The 18,887-nt window shown below is 73.4% G+C and carries 14 protein-coding genes; 8 read left to right on the plus strand and 6 right to left on the minus strand.

Annotated features, from left to right (window positions below; translation table 11 throughout):
- Window positions 1–66 precede the first annotated feature (66 nt).
- From PSQ21_RS06945 to PSQ21_RS06955, 3 genes are all read right to left on the minus strand, one after another.
- The gene (locus PSQ21_RS06945; RefSeq protein WP_274029524.1) at window positions 67–561 is read right to left on the minus strand and encodes a GNAT family N-acetyltransferase; all 495 of its coding nucleotides are present in this window, start codon (window positions 559–561) and stop codon (window positions 67–69) included.
- Window positions 562–655: 94 nt separating this feature from the next.
- A complete protein-coding gene (locus PSQ21_RS06950) occupies window positions 656–1,234 on the minus strand; it encodes a HutD/Ves family protein (RefSeq protein WP_274029525.1) in 579 nt (192 codons plus the stop codon).
- A complete protein-coding gene (locus PSQ21_RS06955) occupies window positions 1,231–1,980 on the minus strand; it encodes a vWA domain-containing protein (RefSeq protein WP_274029526.1) in 750 nt (249 codons plus the stop codon). Before PSQ21_RS06955 ends, PSQ21_RS06950 begins: the two co-directional genes overlap by 4 nt.
- A 142-nt stretch (window positions 1,981–2,122) precedes the next feature.
- Here PSQ21_RS06955 and PSQ21_RS06960 point away from each other — a divergent pair, with 142 nt between their 5' ends.
- The gene (locus tag PSQ21_RS06960; protein WP_274029527.1) at window positions 2,123–3,034 is read left to right on the plus strand and encodes a rhomboid family intramembrane serine protease; all 912 of its coding nucleotides are present in this window, start codon (window positions 2,123–2,125) and stop codon (window positions 3,032–3,034) included.
- 176 nt (window positions 3,035–3,210) lie between these two features.
- Here PSQ21_RS06960 and PSQ21_RS06965 read toward each other — a convergent pair whose 3' ends face one another.
- The 3 genes from PSQ21_RS06965 to PSQ21_RS06975 all read right to left on the minus strand — a co-directional run bounded on the left by PSQ21_RS06965 (window position 3,211) and on the right by PSQ21_RS06975 (window position 10,410).
- Window positions 3,211–4,671, minus strand: coding sequence for a glutamate synthase subunit beta (locus PSQ21_RS06965; RefSeq protein WP_274029528.1), 1,461 nt, complete (start codon window positions 4,669–4,671; stop codon window positions 3,211–3,213).
- Complete coding sequence (gene gltB, locus PSQ21_RS06970; RefSeq protein ID WP_274029529.1) at window positions 4,664–9,223, minus strand: glutamate synthase large subunit; 4,560 nt, start codon at window positions 9,221–9,223, stop codon at window positions 4,664–4,666. Before gltB ends, PSQ21_RS06965 begins: the two co-directional genes overlap by 8 nt.
- A 455-nt stretch (window positions 9,224–9,678) precedes the next feature.
- Entirely contained in the window at window positions 9,679–10,410 is a 732-nt protein-coding gene (locus PSQ21_RS06975; RefSeq protein WP_274029530.1) for a VIT1/CCC1 transporter family protein, read from the minus strand.
- A gap of 411 nt (window positions 10,411–10,821) precedes the next feature.
- On the opposite strand from PSQ21_RS06975, the gene PSQ21_RS06980 reads away from it, so the two are divergent.
- From PSQ21_RS06980 to PSQ21_RS07010, 7 genes are read left to right on the plus strand one after another with little or no spacing between them, the layout of a single operon-like run.
- Window positions 10,822–12,078 carry an ADP-ribosylglycohydrolase family protein gene (locus tag PSQ21_RS06980; protein WP_274029531.1) on the plus strand — a complete coding sequence of 419 codons (1,257 nt, stop codon included), beginning with the start codon at window positions 10,822–10,824 and terminating at the stop codon, window positions 12,076–12,078.
- The gene (locus PSQ21_RS06985; RefSeq protein ID WP_274029532.1) at window positions 12,075–13,418 is read left to right on the plus strand and encodes an ADP-ribosylglycohydrolase family protein; all 1,344 of its coding nucleotides are present in this window, start codon (window positions 12,075–12,077) and stop codon (window positions 13,416–13,418) included. The genes PSQ21_RS06980 and PSQ21_RS06985 overlap by 4 nt, the downstream gene beginning before the upstream one ends.
- Window positions 13,345–14,538 carry an ADP-ribosylglycohydrolase family protein gene (locus PSQ21_RS06990; protein WP_274029533.1) on the plus strand — a complete coding sequence of 398 codons (1,194 nt, stop codon included), beginning with the start codon at window positions 13,345–13,347 and terminating at the stop codon, window positions 14,536–14,538. Before PSQ21_RS06985 ends, PSQ21_RS06990 begins: the two co-directional genes overlap by 74 nt.
- Window positions 14,535–15,902, plus strand: coding sequence for an ADP-ribosylglycohydrolase family protein (locus PSQ21_RS06995; protein ID WP_274029534.1), 1,368 nt, complete (start codon window positions 14,535–14,537; stop codon window positions 15,900–15,902). The genes PSQ21_RS06990 and PSQ21_RS06995 overlap by 4 nt, the downstream gene beginning before the upstream one ends.
- Window positions 15,899–16,783, plus strand: a complete 885-nt coding sequence (gene rbsK, locus PSQ21_RS07000) for a ribokinase (protein ID WP_274029535.1) — start codon at window positions 15,899–15,901, stop codon at window positions 16,781–16,783. Before PSQ21_RS06995 ends, rbsK begins: the two co-directional genes overlap by 4 nt.
- Window positions 16,780–17,979 (plus strand): CaiB/BaiF CoA transferase family protein, encoded by a 1,200-nt coding sequence (locus PSQ21_RS07005; RefSeq protein WP_274029536.1) that lies wholly within the window; start codon window positions 16,780–16,782, stop codon window positions 17,977–17,979. The genes rbsK and PSQ21_RS07005 overlap by 4 nt, the downstream gene beginning before the upstream one ends.
- Window positions 17,976–18,842, plus strand: coding sequence for an HpcH/HpaI aldolase/citrate lyase family protein (locus PSQ21_RS07010; protein ID WP_274029537.1), 867 nt, complete (start codon window positions 17,976–17,978; stop codon window positions 18,840–18,842). Before PSQ21_RS07005 ends, PSQ21_RS07010 begins: the two co-directional genes overlap by 4 nt.
- Window positions 18,843–18,887 lie beyond the last annotated feature (45 nt).

Here is an 18,887-nt window from a genome sequence, read left to right on the forward strand (position 1 = left end):
AACACCGGATACCCGACATCTCCTGTCGGCTTTTGCGCGCGACAGGCTGACGGACCCCGGGATGGGTCAGACCGGCCCGTCCGCCGCCCCGCTCCGGGCCGGGTTCTCCGGGGCCGGGCGGCGGAGCCTGAGCATGACCTCGTCGTACTCCTCGTCCAGGCGGCGGCTCTCCTCAACGAAGCCCATGCGGGCGTAGAAGCTCCGGGCCCCCGAGTTCTTCTCGTACACCTCGAGGGTCAGTGCGCCGTGCAGGGCCGCCGCGTGCTCGACGAGGCGTCGGCCCACCCCGGTGCCCTGTGCCTCCGGGGCCACGAAGAGGCCGCCGATCTCGGCGTCCAGGAGTCCCAGGAGGGCCACCACACGGCCGTCCGTCTCGGCGACCCAGTTCTCGGCGTGGACGAGGTAGATCTCGCGCATCTTGCGGGCGCGCTCGCCCTCGCCCTCGCCGGGGATGAAGGGGTGGGCGGTACGGCCGGCCCGGGACCAGACGTCCATCGAGGCGTCCTCGTCCGCGGCGGCGTAGCGGCGGATCACCGTGTTTCCGGATACGTTTTCGGGCATGCGCGCGACCGTATCGGGTGGCGGCCAGATCGGCAGCCGAGTTTCCCCCTGCCGCCCGCCGGGGCCGGGGCAGGGGCCGGTCGGGGCGGGCCGGTCACGCGTCCGAGAACGTGATCAGCACCGCCTGGCCCATCGTCCGCAGGACGCCGGGCGGCCTTCCGGTCGCCAGCACCGCGTCGTAGCGGTCCAGCCGGACGCTTCCCTCCTCCGGCTCTCCCTCCTCCAGCTCCGCGCCGTCGTCCAGGGAGACGGCCAGCACCGCGCCGCCCTCCGGCGGCAGCAGGCGGACCGTGCCGCAGACGACGGCGGTCTCCGCCCGCGTACGGGCCCTGCGGTACATGACGTTGAGATTGACGACGGGGCCGCCCAGCAGGAAGCCCTCGGTGGGCAGGTCCCCGGGGAAGCCGTGCGGCCACAACGGCTCGTCGACGATGTGGTGCTCGCCGCCGACGAGGAGGTCCATGCCCGCGCCCTCGACCACGGTCAGGACCCGCTCCACACCCGGGAAGGCGGAGAACGGCCCGTCGGCGGTGACGTCCGCCAGGCTCACCCGCCAGTCGAAGGCGTCCGTCCCCGCGCCCTCGGGAGCGGCGGCGATCTCGCGGACGGTCCCGCCGCCGTTCTTCCAGGGGACGGGCGCGCGGTCGGCGGCGCGCAGGATACGTACCGTCACCGGACGATCCCCTGCTCCCGGGCGGCGGCCAGCCAGAGCGGGAACTCGGCGACCAGCCGGTCGTACAGCTCGGGGTCCGGGACCTTTCGGGGGTCCGGGCCGGCGTGGAAGTACCCGGCGTTGTCGACGGTCCGCTTGGCGGGGACGGCCAGTTCGTCGAGCTTGCGGAGGAAGTCGAACTGGCTGCTGCGGGTGTTGCCGAAGCCGATGAACTGCCAGAACAGGGGCAGCTTCGCGGCCTTGCAGAGGTAGCGCTCGGCGGCGAGCTTGTTGATCGGCCCGCCGTCCGTCTGGAAGACGACCAGGGCGGGCGCGGTGGAGCCGCTGTCGAGGTAGTGGTCGATGACCGCGTCCATCGCCAGGTGGTAGCTGGTCTTCCCCATGTGCCCGAGGCCCGCCCGGATCTCGTCGATCCGGCCGTGGTGGTTGTCGAGGGCGATGCCGGTGACCGCGTCGACGTCGGTGGAGAAGAAGACGACCGGCACCGTGCCGTCGTCGTCGAGGTGGGCCGACAGGCCCAGCACCCGGTCGGCCAGCGCCTGGACGCTGCCGTCGTTGTAGTACGGCCTCATCGAGCCGGAGTGGTCGAGGACGAGGTAGACGGCCGCGCGGTGACCGCCGAGGCCGTGCTTCTCCAGCGAGGTCCCGGCGCTCCTGTAGGGGCCGACCAGGGCCGGAGCCGTCTCCCGCACCTTGGTGAGGCTGATGGCCGGGCCGGTGCCTACGGCCGTGTTCGCGCCGTTCATGACGGGCCCCCGTTCTGTGCTCCGCGGACTTCGAGCGTAGGCCACCACGGGCCCGGACGTAACGCCCGTCCTTCCGGTTCGCTATCTTGATCGCCGCCGCCCCCACCGGCCCCGTTGCACATTCCCAGTGAAGGAGCCGGCCATGGAGGCCGCCGCCACCGCGTGTTACCGCCATCCGTCCCGCGAGACGTATGTCCGCTGCACCCGTTGCGACCGCTACATCTGCCCGGACTGCATGCGGGAGGCGGCCGTCGGTCATCACTGCGTGGAGTGTGTGAAGGAGGGGCAGCGCTCGGTGCGCCGGGCCCGTACGGTCTTCGGCGGCGCGGTGTCCCGGGCGACGGCGCCGGTCGTGACGTACGTCCTGATGGCGCTCAACGTCCTGGTCTACATCGGCGAGGTGGTCAGGCCGGAGCTCGTGGACCGGTTCGCGGTGCTCGGGGCGGCGCTCACGGGGCCGGACGGTGAGCGGTACTACTACCGGGGTGACACGTATGCCGGGTACGGGCTGACGGGGATCGCGGACGGGGAGTGGTACCGGCTGGTGACCGGGGCCTTCCTGCACCTTCCGCCGGACGCCTCGTTCGGGGTGATGCACCTGGTGTTCAACATGTTCGCGTTGTGGAACATCGGCCGGGCGGTGGAGGGGCAGCTCGGGCGGGCCCGCTATCTGGCGCTGTATCTGCTGTCGGCGGTGGGCGGTTCGGTCCTGGTGTACCTGCTGGCCCCGGACACCTCGACGGTCGGCGCCTCCGGGGCGGTCTTCGGGCTGGCGGCCGCGTACTGGGTCATCCACCGGCGGCTCGGCCATGACATGGCGGCCGTCAACCGCTTCATGGCCGGATTTCTGCTCTGGATGCTGATCTCGGCCGCGTTCACCTCGTGGCAGGGTCACCTGGGCGGGCTGCTGACCGGGGCGCTGGTGACGTACGGGCTCGCCTTCGCACCGGCGAAGCTGCGGGTCTGGCCGGTCCAGCTCGCGGGCGGGCTGGTGCTGGCGGGCCTGTTCGCGGTGGCGGTGGTACTGAAGACCTCGGCTCTGACGGGCGGCTGAGGCCGGGCACCGCGGCAGGGGCCCGGCGGAAGGAGTCCGGCCCCGGACGCGCCACGGCGCCCGCTTGAGTCCGGTCGGGGACAGGCAGGCGCCGCGTTCAGTTCCGTACGCCGTTGTACGGGACGTCTTGGGGGGCTCCCCCGGGCCGCGTGGCCCAGGGGGAACCCGGGTGGTGCTCAGACCAGCAGTGAGCGGTCCGTCGGGCGGATCGGCGCCGGCAGGGCGCTGGTCCCGGTCAGGAAGCGGTCCACTCCGCGGGCGGCGGAGCGGCCCTCGGCGATCGCCCAGACGATCAGCGACTGGCCGCGTCCCGCGTCACCGGCGACGTAGACGCCGTCGACGTTGGTCGCGTAGTGCTCGTCGCGGGCGACGTTGCCGCGCTGGTCGAGCTCCAGGCCGAACTGCTGGACCAGACCGTTGGACTGGTCGGTTCCGGTGAAGCCCATGGCGAGGGTGACGAGCTGCGCGGGGATGCGCCGCTCCGTGCCGGGCTTCTGCTCCAGCTTACCGTCCTTGAACTCGACCTCGACCAGGTGGAGGGCCGCGACGTTTCCGTCATCGTCGCCCTCGAAGTGGGTGGTGGAGACGGAGTAGACCCGCTCGCCGCCCTCCTCGTGCGCGGAGGTGACCTTGTAGAGCATGGGGAAGGTCGGCCACGGCTGGTTCGGGTTCCGCTCCTCGCCCGGCTTCGGCATGATCTCCAGCTGGGTGACGGAGGCCGCGCCCTGGCGGTGGGCGGTGCCGACGCAGTCGGCTCCGGTGTCGCCGCCGCCGATGACGACGACGTGCTTGCCGCCGGCGTGGATCGGGGAGACCGTCAGGTCGCCCTCCTGCACCTTGTTGGCGAGCGGCAGGTACTCCATCGCGAAGTGGATGCCGCCCAGCTCACGGCCGGGGACGGGCAGGTCGCGGGAGACGGTGGCGCCGGCGGCGATGACGACGGCGTCGTAGCGGCGGCGGAGCTTCGCGGCGTCGATGTCCTTGCCGATCTCCACCTCGGTGCGGAACTTGGTGCCTTCCAGGCGCATCTGCTCGATGCGGCGGTTGATGTGCGACTTCTCCATCTTGAATTCGGGGATGCCGTAGCGCAGCAGGCCCCCGATGCGGTCCGCGCGTTCGTAGACGGCGACGGTGTGGCCGGCCCGGGTCAGCTGCTGGGCGGCGGCGAGTCCCGCCGGGCCGGAGCCGATGACCGCGACGGTCTTGCCGGAGAGGCGCTCCGGCGGCTGCGGGGTGACGTCGCCGCTGTCCCACGCCTTGTCGATGATGGAGACTTCGACGTTCTTGATGGTGACGGCGGGCTGGTTGATGCCGAGCACGCACGCCGACTCGCAGGGGGCCGGGCACAGCCGCCCGGTGAACTCCGGGAAGTTGTTCGTGGCGTGCAGCCGCTCGGAGGCGGCGGTCCAGTCCTCGCGGTAGGCGTAGTCGTTCCACTCGGGGATGAGGTTTCCGAGCGGGCAGCCGTTGTGGCAGAACGGGATGCCGCAGTCCATGCAGCGGCCGGCCTGCTTGCTGATGATCGGGAGCAGCGAGCCCGGAACGTAGACCTCGTTCCAGTCCTTGACGCGCTCGGCCACGGGGCGGGTCTGGGCGACCTCGCGTCCGGTGGTCAGGAAGCCCTTGGGGTCAGCCATGGGTCGCCGCCTCCATCATCTTCTCGGTGGTCTCCTGCTCGGAGAGACCGGCGAGCTCAGCGGCGTCCTTGGCGGCGAGCACGGCCTTGTACGTGGACGGGATGATCTTGCTGAAGCGGGTCACGGAGGTGTCCCACTCGGCGAGGAGCTTCTCGGCGACGGTGGAGCCGGTCTCCTCGTGGTGGCGGCGCACGACGTCGTGCAGCCACTGCCGGTCGGTGGCGTCCAGTTCCTCGACAGCGCCGAGGTTGCCGACGTTGACGTTGTCGCGGTTCAGGTCGATGACGTACGCGACGCCGCCCGACATGCCGGCGGCGAAGTTGCGGCCGGTCTCGCCGAGGACGACTGCCTGGCCGCCGGTCATGTACTCGCAGCCGTGGTCGCCGACGCCTTCGGAGACGACGAGCGCACCGGAGTTGCGGACGCAGAAGCGTTCGCCGGTGCGGCCGCGCAGGAAGATCTCGCCGCCGGTCGCGCCGTAGCCGATGGTGTTGCCGGCGATGGTGGAGTACTCGGCGAGGTGGTCGGCGCCCCGGTCGGGGCGGACGACGACCCGGCCGCCGGAGAGGCCCTTGCCGACGTAGTCGTTGGCGTCGCCCTCCAGGCGCAGGGTGATCCCGCGCGGCACGAACGCGCCGAAGGACTGGCCGGCCGAGCCGGTGAAGGTGAGGTCGATGGTGTTCTCGGGCAGGCCGGAACCACCGAACTTCTTGGTCACCTCGTGGCCGAGCATCGTACCGACGGTGCGGTTGATGTTGCGGATGGCGACCTGGGCGCGGACCGGCTGGGCGGCCTCGGGGGTCTCGGCCCCGAGCGCGTCGGCGGCCAGCTTGATCAGCTGGTTGTCGAGCGCCTTCGTCAGGCCGTGGTCCTGCTCGACGATGTGGTGGCGGACGGCGCCCTCGGGCAGGTCGGGGACGTGGAAGAGCGGGGCGAGGTCGAGACCCTGCGCCTTCCAGTGGGTGATCGCGCGGTCGGTGTCGAGGAGTTCGGCGTGGCCGACGGCCTCTTCGAGGGTGCGGAACCCCAGCTCGGCGAGGATCTCGCGGACCTCTTCGGCGATGAACTCGAAGAAGTTGACGATGTACTCGGCCTTGCCGGAGAACCGGTCGCGGAGCACCGGGTTCTGGGTGGCGATGCCGACCGGGCAGGTGTCCAGGTGGCAGACGCGCATCATGACGCAGCCGGAGACGACGAGCGGCGCGGTGGCGAAACCGAACTCCTCGGCGCCGAGCAGTGCGGCGATGACGACGTCGCGGCCGGTCTTGAGCTGGCCGTCGGTCTGCACGACGATGCGGTCGCGCAGGCCGTTGAGGAGCAGGGTCTGCTGGGTCTCGGCGAGGCCGAGCTCCCAGGGGCCGCCCGCGTGCTTGAGCGAGGTGAGCGGGGAGGCGCCCGTTCCGCCGTCGTGGCCGGAGATGAGGACGACGTCCGCGTGGGCCTTGGAGACACCGGCGGCGACCGTGCCGACGCCGACCTCGGAGACCAGCTTCACGTGGATCCGCGCCCGCGGGTTCGCGTTCTTCAGGTCGTGGATCAGCTGGGCGAGGTCTTCGATGGAGTAGATGTCGTGGTGCGGCGGCGGCGAGATGAGGCCGACACCGGGCGTCGAGTGCCGCGTCCTGGCGACCCACGGGTAGACCTTGTGGCCGGGCAGCTGGCCGCCCTCGCCGGGCTTGGCGCCCTGGGCCATCTTGATCTGGATGTCGTCGGCGTTGACCAGGTATTCGCTGGTCACGCCGAAGCGACCGGAGGCGACCTGCTTGATGGAGGAGCGGCGCGCCGGGTCGTAGAGGCGGTCGGGGTCCTCACCGCCCTCGCCGGTGTTGGACTTGCCGCCGAGCTGGTTCATCGCGATGGCGAGCGTCTCGTGCGCCTCGCGGGAGATGGAGCCGTAGGACATGGCGCCGGTGGAGAAGCGCTTGACGATCTCGGAGGCGGGCTCGACCTCGTCGAGGGAAATCGGCTCGCGGCCGGAGTCGAAGCCGAAGAGGCCGCGGAGCGTCATGAGGCGCTCGGACTGCTCGTTCACCCGGTCCGTGTACTGCTTGAAGATGTCGTAGCGCCGGTTGCGGGTGGCGTGCTGGAGGCGGAAGACCGTCTCCGGGTCGAACAGGTGCGGTTCGCCCTCGCGCCGCCACTGGTACTCGCCGCCGATCTCCAGCGCGCGGTGCGAGGCCGCGATGCCGGAGGCGGGGTACGCCTTGGTGTGCCGGGCGGCGACCTCCTTGGCGACGGTGTCCAGGCCGGCGCCGCCGATCTTGGTGGCGGTGCCGTTGAAGTACGTCGCGACGAAGGCCTCGTCGAGGCCGACGGCCTCGAAGACCTGGGCGCCGCGGTAGGAGGCGACGGTGGAGATGCCCATCTTGGACATGACCTTCAGGACGCCCTTGCCGAGCGCGTAGATCAGGTTCCGGATGGCCTGCTCGGACTCGATGTTCTCGATGAAGGTGCCGGCGCGGACCAGGTCCTCGACGGACTCCATGGCGAGGTACGGGTTGACCGCGGCGGCGCCGTAGCCGATGAGCAGCGCGACGTGGTGGACCTCGCGGACGTCCCCGGCCTCGACCAGCAGGCCCACCTGGGTGCGCTGCTTGGTGCGGATGAGGTGGTGGTGGACGGCGGAGGTGAGCAGCAGCGAGGGGATCGGGGCGTGCTCGGCGTCGGAGTGCCGGTCGGAGAGGACGATCAGGCGGGCGCCGTCCTCTATGGCGGCGTCGACCTCGGTGCAGATCTGTTCGATCCGCGCGGCCAGCGCTTCGCCGCCGCCGCCGACCCGGTAGAGACCGGAGAGGGTGGCGGCCTTCATGCCCGGCATGTCGCCGTCGGCGTTGATGTGTATCAGCTTGGCGAGCTCGTCGTTGTCGATCACCGGGAAGGGCAGCGTGACGCTGCGGCACGCGGCGGCGGTCGGCTCCAGGATGTTGCCCTGGGGGCCGAGCGAGGAGCGCAGCGAGGTGACGAGTTCCTCGCGGATGGCGTCCAGCGGCGGGTTGGTGACCTGGGCGAAGAGCTGGGTGAAGTAGTCGAAGAGCAGCCGGGGGCGCTCGGAGAGCGCGGCGATCGGCGAGTCGGTGCCCATGGAGCCGAGCGGTTCGCCGGCGGTGCGGGCCATCGGCGCGAGGATGACGCGCAGTTCTTCCTCGGTGTAGCCGAAGGTCTGCTGGCGGCGGGTGACCGAGGCGTGGGTGTGCACGATGTGCTCACGCTCGGGCAGGTCGCTCAGCTCGATCTCGCCGGTCTCCAGCCACTCCTGGTAGGGCTGCTCGGCGGCGAGGGACGCCTTGATCTCGTCGTCCTCGATGATGCGGTGCTCGGCGGTGTCGACGAGGAACATCCTGCCGGGCTGGAGGCGGCCCTTGCGGACGACCTTCGCCGGGTCGATGTCCAGGACGCCGACCTCGGAGGAGAGGACGACGAGGCCGTCGTCGGTGACCCAGTAGCGGCCGGGGCGCAGACCGTTGCGGTCGAGGACCGCGCCGACCTGGACGCCGTCGGTGAAGGTGACGCAGGCCGGGCCGTCCCAGGGCTCCATCATCGTGGCGTGGTACTGGTAGAACGCGCGGCGGGCCGGGTCCATCGAGTCGTGGTTCTCCCACGCCTCGGGGACCATCATCAGCACCGAGTGCGGCAGGGAGCGCCCGCCGAGGTGGAGCAGCTCCAGGACCTCGTCGAAGGAGGCCGAGTCGGAGGCGTCCGGGGTGCAGACGGGGAAGATCCGGTCGAGCTGCGCCTGGCCGAAGAGCTCGGAGGCGAGCTGGGACTCGCGGGCCTTCATCCAGTTGCGGTTGCCCTTGACCGTGTTGATCTCGCCGTTGTGCGCGACGAAGCGGTACGGGTGGGCCAGCGGCCAGCTGGGGAAGGTGTTGGTGGAGAAGCGGGAGTGGACCAGCGCGACCGCGGAGGCGAAGCGGCGGTCGGAGAGGTCCGGGAAGAACGGCTCCAGCTGCCCGGTGGTGAGCATGCCCTTGTAGACGATGGTGCGGGCGGAGAGCGAGGGGAAGTACACCCCGGCCTCACGCTCGGCACGCTTGCGCAGGACGAAGGCCTTGCGGTCCAGGACGATGCCGGTGGACTCGCCGTCGGCGACGAAGACCTGGCGGAAGGTGGGCATGGTGGCGCGGGCGCCGTTGCCGAGAAGTGCGGGGGCGACCGGGACGTCGCGCCAGCCGAGGACCTTCAGGCCCTCCTGCGCGGCGATCTGCTCGATCGTCCGGACGGCCTCGGTGGAGTCGCCCGCGGGGAGGAAGGCGATGCCCACGGCGTAGGAGCCGGCCTCGGGAAGCTCGAAAGGGGTCTCGGCGCGGAGGAAGGCGTCCGGGACCTGGCAGAGAATGCCGGCGCCGTCGCCGGAGTCGGGCTCGGAGCCGGTGGCGCCGCGGTGTTCGAGGTTGCGCAGCACGGTCAGCGCCTGCTCGACCAGCTCATGGCTGGCCACACCGGTCAGAGTGGCCACGAACCCGACACCACAGGCGTCGTGTTCGTTACGGGGGTCGTACATCCCCTGCTGGGCGGGGCGACCGTCCATGGGCGACCAGGCGTCGATACGCATCGGCTCTCCCGTCGTCGTCGTGGCATTTGCGGTGCCGAGGGACGACGTTGGCCCTCTGCGAAATTTCGTGCAGGTTACATGATGGGGCGCTTCTCAAGAAGCGGAAGGTGTGTTCCAACATGCGGACACCGTGGTGACCGGAGGTGACTGGGTGACCAGAGGTGACCGGCTGAACCAGGGGGTGGGTCGCTGTCGGAACGATCGGCGCCCGGGGACCCGCGGAGAGAGCAGGCGTCGTTGCCTGCGGTGCCTACGGCTCATGCCCGGCGGCAAAGGAAACGAAACCACCGGAAATCGGCTACTTATGTGGAGCCCTGCATAGGGTCTCATTTTATGGCCGCCGGGCCCGTCGCGCCCAGTGGGCGGTGCCAGGACGTACGTCACACGGGTTGCGGCGCCGTTGCGCCGTTCGGGCGGCCCTGTCCCCGTCCTCCCGCTCCCCCGCACCGCCCGCGTCACCCGACGACGACGCCGAACAGGGTGCCGAGTCCGTACGTCAGGGCCGCCGCCGCACCACCCAGCGCGAGCTGGCGCAGCCCGCTGAACCACCAGCTGCGGGCGGTCACCCGGGCCACCACCGCACCACAGGCGAACAGGCCGATCAGCGCGAGGAGCACCGCGGGCCACAGGGCGCTCGCGCCGAGGAGGTAGGGCAGGACGGGCAGCAGGGCGCCCAGCGCGAACGCGCCGAACGAGGAGACGGCGGCCACGAGCGGCGAGGGCAGGTCGCCCGGGTCGATGCCGAGCTCCTCGCGGGCGTGGATCTCCAGCGCCTGTTCCGGGTCGCGCGACAGCTGCCGGGCGACCTCGCGGGCCAGCGGGGCGTCCACCCCGCGGGACTCGTAGAGGGCGGCCAGCTCGGCCATCTCGTCCTGGGGGTGCTTGACGAGCTCGCGGCGCTCGACGGCGAGCTCGGCCTCGACCAGCTCGCGCTGCGAGGCGACGGAGGTGTACTCGCCCGCCGCCATGGAGAAGGCCCCGGCCGCGAGCCCCGCCAGGCCGGTGATCACGATGGTCTGCTGGGAGACCACGCCGCCGGCGACCCCGGTCATCAGGGCGAGGTTGGAGACCAGGCCGTCCATCGCGCCGAAGACGGCGGGGCGCAGCCAGCCGCCGTTCACATCCCGGTGGGTGTGGTTGTCCCGGTGTGCCTCGTGCAGGACGGCGTCGGTCTCGATGATGGCCACGGCGTGCTTCTCCCCTTCGCTCCGGCGGGCCGTCACCCCGCCGTTCCCCGTTGAATACAACTTTCGACAAAGTCCAAACTACGCCGTCCGAGCGACCCCCGCCAGCAAGGCAGGCCTGGCTTACCACCGCTCTGACCTGCGAAGAAAGGCCAGCCTCAGCTATCCGGGCCGTCATCCGCCTGGCCCCTTTCCCGGCGTTTCCCGCCTCTCCTCGCCCGCCGCGTGGCACAGATGCGAACAGGGCCCAGCCTCGGGATCGGATGCGGACGCGTCGCGGATGCGGATGCGGATGCGTCGCGGACGTGTTGCGGACGCGGACGCGGATGCGTACGCAGATGCGCTGCGGAAGCGGATGCGTATGCGGACCCGGACTCGGACTCGGACTCCCCGGACGAGCGGAAGGGCGACGCGATGAACACGGCCGTCGGCAATGACCGGGCCAGGGGTGCGCTGCTGGGACTGGCCGTCGGGGACGCGCTCGGCGCCCCGGCGGAGAACCTGCGGCCCTCCGAGATCCGCCGCCGCTGGGGGCGGATCGAGGGGTTCGTGAGCGACGACCCGGCGGGCACCGACGACACGGAGTACGCCATCTTCTCCGGACTGCTGCTGGCCCGGCACGGCTCGGCGCTCGACGTCTCCCATGTGGAGCGGGCCTGGCACCACTGGATCGCCGATCTGGACGAGGGCCCGTTCCGGGGGGCCGGGTTCAGCGAGCGCGGCACGCTGGAGAACCTGCGCCGGGGCCTGGCGGCCCCCATCTCGGCCCAGCACCGGCACGCCTGGAGCGACGGGCTCGCGATGCGGGCGGCCCCCTTCGGGGTCTTCGCGGCGGGCCGCCCCGCCGAGGCGGCCCGGCTGGTCGCGGTGGACGGCCGGGTCAGCCACGAGGGCGAGGGGATCTACGGGGGCCAGGCGGTGGCGGCCGGGGTGGCGGCGGCCATGGTCGGCGCGGGCCTCGCCTCGGTGATCGCGGCCGCGCTCTCGGTGGTCCCGATGGACTCCTGGACGGCCCGGTCGCTGCGCCGGGCGGTGGCGGCGGCCCAGCGGCCCCACCCCGACCGGCTCACGATGGAGCGGGCGGTGCGCTCGGCGGTGGTGATCGCCGGCTACCCGTGGACGGACCTCGCGCCGGAGGCGGTGGGCCTGGCGTTCGGGGCGTTCACGGCGGCGCGCGGGGACTTCCGGACGGCGGTGCTCACGGCCGTCAACATGGGCCGCGACGCGGACACGACGGCGGCGGTGGCGGGCGCCCTGGCCGGGGCGCTGAACGGGGAGAGCGCCATCCCGCCGGACTGGGCGGGCGCGATCGGCCCGGTCCGGGGCAGTTGCCTGCCGTCGATGCGCGGCTACCACGTGCTGGACATCGCGGAACTGCTGACCCCGGAGGACCCGGCCGGGGCCGGACCGGCCGGCACCCCGCAGGAACGGGTCGCCCACGGCCGGGACCCTTCGACCGGGGCCGACCCGGCGTCGGTGGCGGCCCCCTGCGAGCCGGTACGGGACCCGGCGCCGGTGGCAGCCTCCCCCGGGTCAGCACGGGACCTGGCGACGGCGGCCCCCTCCGTACCCGTACGCGACCTGGCGACGGCGGCAGCCTCCCCCGCACCCGTACGCGACCCGGCGACGGCGGCAGCCTCCCCCGCACCCGTACGGGAGGACCGGCGATGACGACGTCGGGCGGGCGGGCGACCGGAGGGGGACCAGCCGTGACCACACCCCGTGGAGGGCTCGCGGGCGGCCCGGCGGAGACGGGACGCGACGCGGCCGGACCGGCGGTCGCCCCCGGGGGCCCCGCCCCCTCCCGCCGCGCCCGGATCGAGGGGCTGCTGCTCGGGCTCGCGGCGGGCGACGCCGCCGGGTGGCCCGCCGCCCGGCACCGGGCCGCCCGGATGCCCGAGTGGACCCGGCGGCTCACCCGGGAGCTGGACACCTTCGCCGAGCAGAACGCCACCACCACACTCCCGGTGCCCATCGCCCTCAACCAGCCGCCCGAGCCGCTGCGGCTCGGCCCGTCCGACGACGCCGAGTGGGCCGCGTTCGCCGCCCGTACGGTGCTGGCCGCGGCGGCCGACGACGCGGTGGGGCTCCCCTCCGGCCGCCGGATGCGGGACGCCGTCGACCGGGCCTGGAACGCACTGGCCGCCACCGTCGCCGCCGCCAGCGCCCGGGCCCCCGAGGTCGAGGCGGCCGTGCTCCCGCTACGGGCCCGGATCTCGGTGCGGGCCGGGCTCGGCAACCTGGCCGCCGGACTGCGGCCCCCCGCCACCGGACACGACAACCCGCACTACTTCGACGACGCCGCCTGCGTGCGCGCCGCCGTGCTCGCCGTGGTCCACCCGGGCGACCCGGAAGAGGCGGCGGCGCTCGCCGAGTTCGACGCCCGCTACACCCAGGACGGCGACGGGGTGCACGGGGCGCGGGCCATGGCCGCCGCGATCGCCGTGGCCCTGGCCGGGGCGGACGTCGACACCGTGGTGAACGCGGCCCTGGACCGGCTCCCCGAGGGCACCGAGATCGCCCGCAACGCCGCGCACGCGGTCCGCCTGGCCCGGGAGTTCGCGGACGAGCCCGCCGGGGCGTTCGCCCTGGTCCCGGTGGTGGAACACCAGATCGTGGACCACGTCTACAGCTACGGGATCGCGGCGGCGGAGACCGTGCCGGTCGCGCTCGCCCTCACCACCGCGGCACGGGGCGAGATCGCCCAGGCGATCCCGGCCGCCGCCTGCCTGTCCCGGGTCGCGGACTCCGCACCCGCCCTGGCCGGGGCGCTGACCGGGGCGATCGGCTCGGTCACCGCCGTGCCGGCGGGCTGGCGCGAGGCGTGCCGGACGCTGGCGGGCTGTGCGCTGCCCCGGCTCGCGGGTACGGACCTGATCGAACTCGCCGGGCTGCTGGCAGCCACGGAACCGGCCACCCCGGGTGGACAATTCCGACATGACGCCCACAACGGCCACGGAAGCCGCCCTCGCGACACCGCGCCCCTCCCCCACCACGCCCCGACTCGATGAACGCGTCACCCGGGCCCTCGTCGGAGCCGCCGTCGGTGACGCCCTCGGCGGCCCGGTCGAGGGCTGGACCCCCGAGCAGATCGCCGAGCGCCACGGCGGCCGGGTGACCGGCATCGTCGGCCCCTGGCACGGCGCGGACTGGCGCACCGCGCGCCCCATCGCCCCGTACCACAAGGGCGACGGGCACGTCACCGACGACACCCTGATGACCCACGCCCTGATCCGGGTCTACGACCGGGTCCGCGACCACCTCGACGCGTACGCCGTCGCGGACCACCTCGTCCCGGATCTGCTGTCGCCCCGCTGGATCCCGGAGCTGGAGGCGGACGCCCTCCCCCTCCAGCGGATCTTCCTGGCGGAGAAGTGGATCGTGGCCCGGCTGCACTACGGGCACATGGACCCGCGCGAGGCCGGTGCGGGGAACATCGTCAACTGTGGTGCGGCGATGTACATGGCCCCGGTCGGCCTGGTCAACGCCGGCCACCCGGAGGCCGCGTACGCCGAGGCGCTGGAGGTCGCGGCGCCCCACCAGTCCTCCTACGGGCGGGAGGCCGCCGGGGTCTTCGCGGCCGCCGTCGCCGCCGCCTGCCGTCCGGGCGCCACCCCCGGCACCGTGGTCGACGCGGCCCTCTCCCTGGCCAAGGACGGCACCCGGTCGGCGATCGAGGCGGTCGCCGAAGTGGCGGTGCGCCACGAGGACTTCGAGTCCGCGCTCGTCCCGCTGCGGGCGGCCGTGGAGCCCTTCGACACGGTCGGCCCCGACTACCGGAGCCCCTCGCTCGGCGCACGCCGCCCCTCCCGGCTGCACGCGATCGAGGAACTGCCCATCGCGCTCGGGATGCTGCTGGTCGGGGGCGGCGACTACCGGCGTACGGTGCTCGGTTCGGTGAACTACGGGCGGGACTGCGACTCCATCGCGACGATGAGTGGGGCGATCGTGGGCGCGCTGGGCGGCGAGGCCCCCGCGGGCTGGGCCGCCACGGTCGCGGAGGCGAGCCGACTGGACCTGGACGCCCCGGCGGGGGTGCTGGCGCAGGTGGCCCGGGAGGTGTTCGCCCGGGACCTGGAGCGCCGCCGGGCCCATGAGCAGGCGTTCGGCGCGCTGGCCGGTGCGCGGTGAACGTCCGCCTCACCTGGGTGCAGCCCGAGGACCTGGTCGGTCACGAGCTGCGGCAGGCCGTGCAGGACGGCCGGGACGCCCGGGAGATCGAGGAGCGGTGGTACGCGGCCGGGGGCGCCCCCGGCCCGGTCCGGGCGGGTGCCTCCGAGCCGCCCGCACCGCCCCGCCTGCGTGCGCTGGCAGAGCGGCTCCTCGACGAACTCGCGATGCTCGACGCGCCGTTGGAGGCCGAAGAGCCGACCGGGCTGGACGCGATCGTGGCCGCGTGCCCGCACTGGCCGGGCCCGGTGGACAGCGCGCCCGCCGTCGGCCGGGACCGGCTGCACGCGGCGTGGCTCGGCCGGGCGGCGGGCTGCCTGCTCGGCAAACCGGTCGAGAAGCTGCCGCTGGAGGGCATCCGCGCCCTGGGCCGCGCCACCGGCGACTGGCCCCCGACCATCTGGTTCACCGCACGCGGGGTCCCCGGCGAACTGTTGGCCGCGTACCCCTGGAACCGCCGCTCGGCCCCCACGTCGCTGGCCGAGAACATCGACGGCATGCCGGAGGACGACGACCTCAACTACCCCCTTCTCACGCTGCTGTTGCTCCAGCGGCACGGCCGCTCCTTCACCACCGGCGACCTGGCCCGGCTGTGGCTGGAGGAACTCCCGGCGGGCCGTACGTTCACCGCCGAGCGCATCGCGTACGGCAACCTCTTGGCGGGCGTCGAGCCGCCGGAGACCGCCCGCCGCCGCAACCCGTTCCGGGAGTGGATCGGCGCGCAGATCCGGGCCGACGTGCACGGCTGGACCCACCCCGGCGACCCGGCCGGGGCCGCCGCCCAGGCCCACCGCGACGCGGTCCTCACCCACACCGGCAACGGGGTGTACGGCGCGATGTTCACCGCCGCCGCGCTCGCCGTCGCGGCCGGCGGCGAGAGCGATGTGCACGGCTGCCTGGCCGCCGGGCTGCGGGTGGTGCCGCCGCATTCGCGGTACGCGCGCGCGATCCGCCTCGGCATCGGGGCGGCCCGTACGGAAGGGGACTTCGACGCCGTCGTCGACCGGCTGCACGCCGCCTACGCGGACACCCACCACTGGGTGCACGTCCTGCCCAACGCCGCGCTGCTGGCCGCCGCCCTCACCCACGCCGACGGCGCCTTCACCCGGTCGATCGGTCTCGCGGTCTCCGGCGGCTGGGACACCGACTCCAACGGGGCGACCGCCGGATCGCTGGCCGGACTCCTGGCGGGCGGGCCGGACGCCCTGCCCGAGCACTGGACGGCTCCGCTGAAGAACCGGCTCGCCACCTCCGTACCCGGCTTCGACCGGACCGGGTTCGACACCCTCGCCGCACTGACCCACCAGGAGGCTCTGCGCCCATGACCCGCATCGCCGTGCTCGGCAGCACCAACATGGACCTCGTCGCCCACACCGCCCGCGCCCCCGGACGCGGAGAGACCGTCACCGGACGGGAGTTCCGGACGGTCCCCGGCGGGAAGGGCGCCAACCAGGCCGTCGCCGCCGCCCGCGCGGGCGGGGATGTGACGATGATCGGCGCGGTCGGCGACGACGCCTACGGGGCGCGATTGCGTGACGGCCTCGAACACGCGGGGGTGGACACCGACCTCCTGCACACCGCCGAGGGCCCCAGCGGCACCGCGCACATCGTGGTCGACGACACCGGGTCCAACGCGATCGTGGTGGTCCCCGGCGCGAACGGCGTCGTCACCGCGCTGGGGCCCGGGGAGATCGCGGCGATCGCCGCGGCCGATCTGCTGCTCACGCAGCTCGAACTCCCCCTGTCCGCCGTCGTCGAGGGCGCCCGAGCGGCCCGGGCCCAGGGCGTACGGACCATCCTCACCCCCTCCCCTGTGCAGCCCCTGCCCGATGAACTCCTCGATTGCATCGACCTGTTGGTGCCCAACGAGCACGAGGCGGCCGAGCTGTCCGGGCAGGCCGAACCGCACGCCGCCGCCCAGATCCTGCTGCGCCGGGTGCCCGAGGTCATCGTCACGCTCGGCGCGAAAGGCTGCCTGTACGCGGCCCGGGGCGGCGAACCGGTGCTCTTCGAGGCCCCCTCGGTGACCGCCGTCGACACGACCGGCGCCGGGGACACCTTCGTCGGGGCGCTGGCCGTGGCGCTCGGCGAGGGACGACCGGTGGCCGAGGCCGTGGCGTTCGCGTCCTCGGCCGCCGCGCTCTGCGTCCGGAAGCCCGGCGCGTCCACGTCCATGCCCTACCGCAGCGAGATCGAGGCCTCATGAGCACCACCGCGGCTGGACCCCTGACCGGGCTGCGCGTCATCGATCTGGCCACCCTCTTCGCCGGACCGCTGGCGGCCACCATGCTCGGGGACTTCGGCGCCGATGTGATCAAGGTCGAGCACCCCCGCAGGCCGGACCCCTCGCGCGGGCACGGGCCCGCCAAGGACGGGGTCGGCCTGTGGTGGAAGCTGCTCGGCCGCAACAAGCGCACCCTGACCCTCGACCTGTCCGCGCCCGGCGGCCGGGACGTGCTGCTGGAGCTGGCCGCCGGGACGGATGTGATCATCGAGAACTTCCGGCCCGGCACCCTGGAGCGCTGGGGCCTGGGCCCCGAGGAGCTGCACGCCGTCAACCCGCGTCTCGTGCTGGCCCGGGTCACCGGCTTCGGCCAGTTCGGACCGTACGCCCACCGCCCCGGCTTCGGGACGCTCGCCGAGGCGATGAGCGGCTTCGCGGCGATCACCGGGGAGCCGGACGGGCCGCCGACCCTGCCGCCGTTCGGGCTGGCCGACTCCATCGCGGCGCTGGCCACGGCGTACGCGGTGATGGCCGCCCTCGCGGGACGGGAGAAGACCGGCGAGGGCCAGGTGGTGGACCTGGCGATCATCGAGCCGATCCTCACCGTGCTGGGCCCGCAGCCGCTCTGGTACGACCAGCTCGGCCACGTCCAGCCGCGCACCGGCAACCGCTCCCGCAACAACGCCCCGCGCAACACCTACCGCACCGCCGACGGGCACTGGGTCGCGGTCTCCACCTCCGCCCAGTCCGTCGCGGAGCGGGTGATGCGTCTGGTCGGCCGCCCGGACCTGATCGAGGAGCCCTGGTTCGGCACGGGCACCACCCGGGCCGAGCACACCGAGGAGCTGGACGGGGCGGTCGGGCACTGGATCTCCCGCCACAGCCGCGAGGAGGTCCTCGACCGCTTCGAGAAGGCGGAGGCGGCCGTCGCGCCGGTCCACGACGTACGGGAGGTGATGGAGGACCCGCAGTACCGGGCGCTGGGGACCATCGCCGAGGTCGACGACCCGGAGCTGGGGCCGCTGCGGATGCAGAACGTCCTCTTCCGGCTCTCCCGGACCCCAGGGGGGATCCGGTGGGCGGGCCGCCCGCACGGCGCGGACACCGAGGAAATCCTGGCAGGGCTCGGCCTCCCGGAGTCGCGGATCGCGGCGCTGCGGGACCAGGGGGCGCTGTGACCGGCCGGCCGATCCCGGCCCCGCCGCTGCCGGAGGGCCCGCCGCCGCCCGTCGGGCGGCCACCGCTGACCTGGCTGTACGTGCCCGGGGACCGGCCGGAGGTGGTGGCCAAGGCGCTGGGCTGCGGGGCGGACGTGGTGATCGTCGACCTGGAGGACGCCGTCGCCCCGGACCGTAAGGGATACGCGCGCTCCGCCACCGCCGAGCTCCTCGGCGACCAGGTCACGGCGGCCCCGGACGCGGTGCCGGTCCATGTGCGGGTGCACGGCGAGGACGACATCCGGGCGCTGGCGGCGCTGCCGGGCCTGTCCGCGTTCCGGCTGCCGAAGATCACCCACGCGGTCTCGGTGTCCCATGTGGCGGCCGTGGCGCCCGGCGTGGCGCTGTATCCGCTGCTGGAGTCGGCGCTCGCGATCGAGCACGCGTACTCGATCGCCTCGGCCCATCACGCCGTGCACGGCATCGCCCTGGGCGAGGCGGACCTGCGGGCGGATCTGGGCGTACGGGAGGACACCGGGCTCGACTGGCCGCGCAGCCGCGTCGTGGTGGCGGCACGCGCGGCGGCCCTTCCGCCACCCGCCCAGTCGGTGTTCCCGGACGTCCGGGACCTGGACGGGCTGTGGGCCTCGTGCGGGCGGGGGCGGGCGCTCGGGATGCTGGGCCGGGCGGCGATCCACCCGCGCCAGCTGCCGGTGATCGAGCGGGCGTTCCGGCCGACCGCCGAGGAGATCGAGGCGGCCGAGGAGATCGTCGCGGCCTCGGCGGTGGAGGCGGGGGCGCTGGCGCTGCCGGACGGGAGGTTCGTGGACGCGGCGGTGGTGGCGTCCGCCCGCCGGACGATCGCGCTCGCCGGGCGGGCCTGAGACTGCGGGCCCGCCCGGCGAGCGGGAGGTGCGCCGGGGGGGGCG

The organism is Streptomyces sp. MMBL 11-1, assembly GCF_028622875.1.
GTDB lineage: Bacteria > Actinomycetota > Actinomycetes > Streptomycetales > Streptomycetaceae > Streptomyces.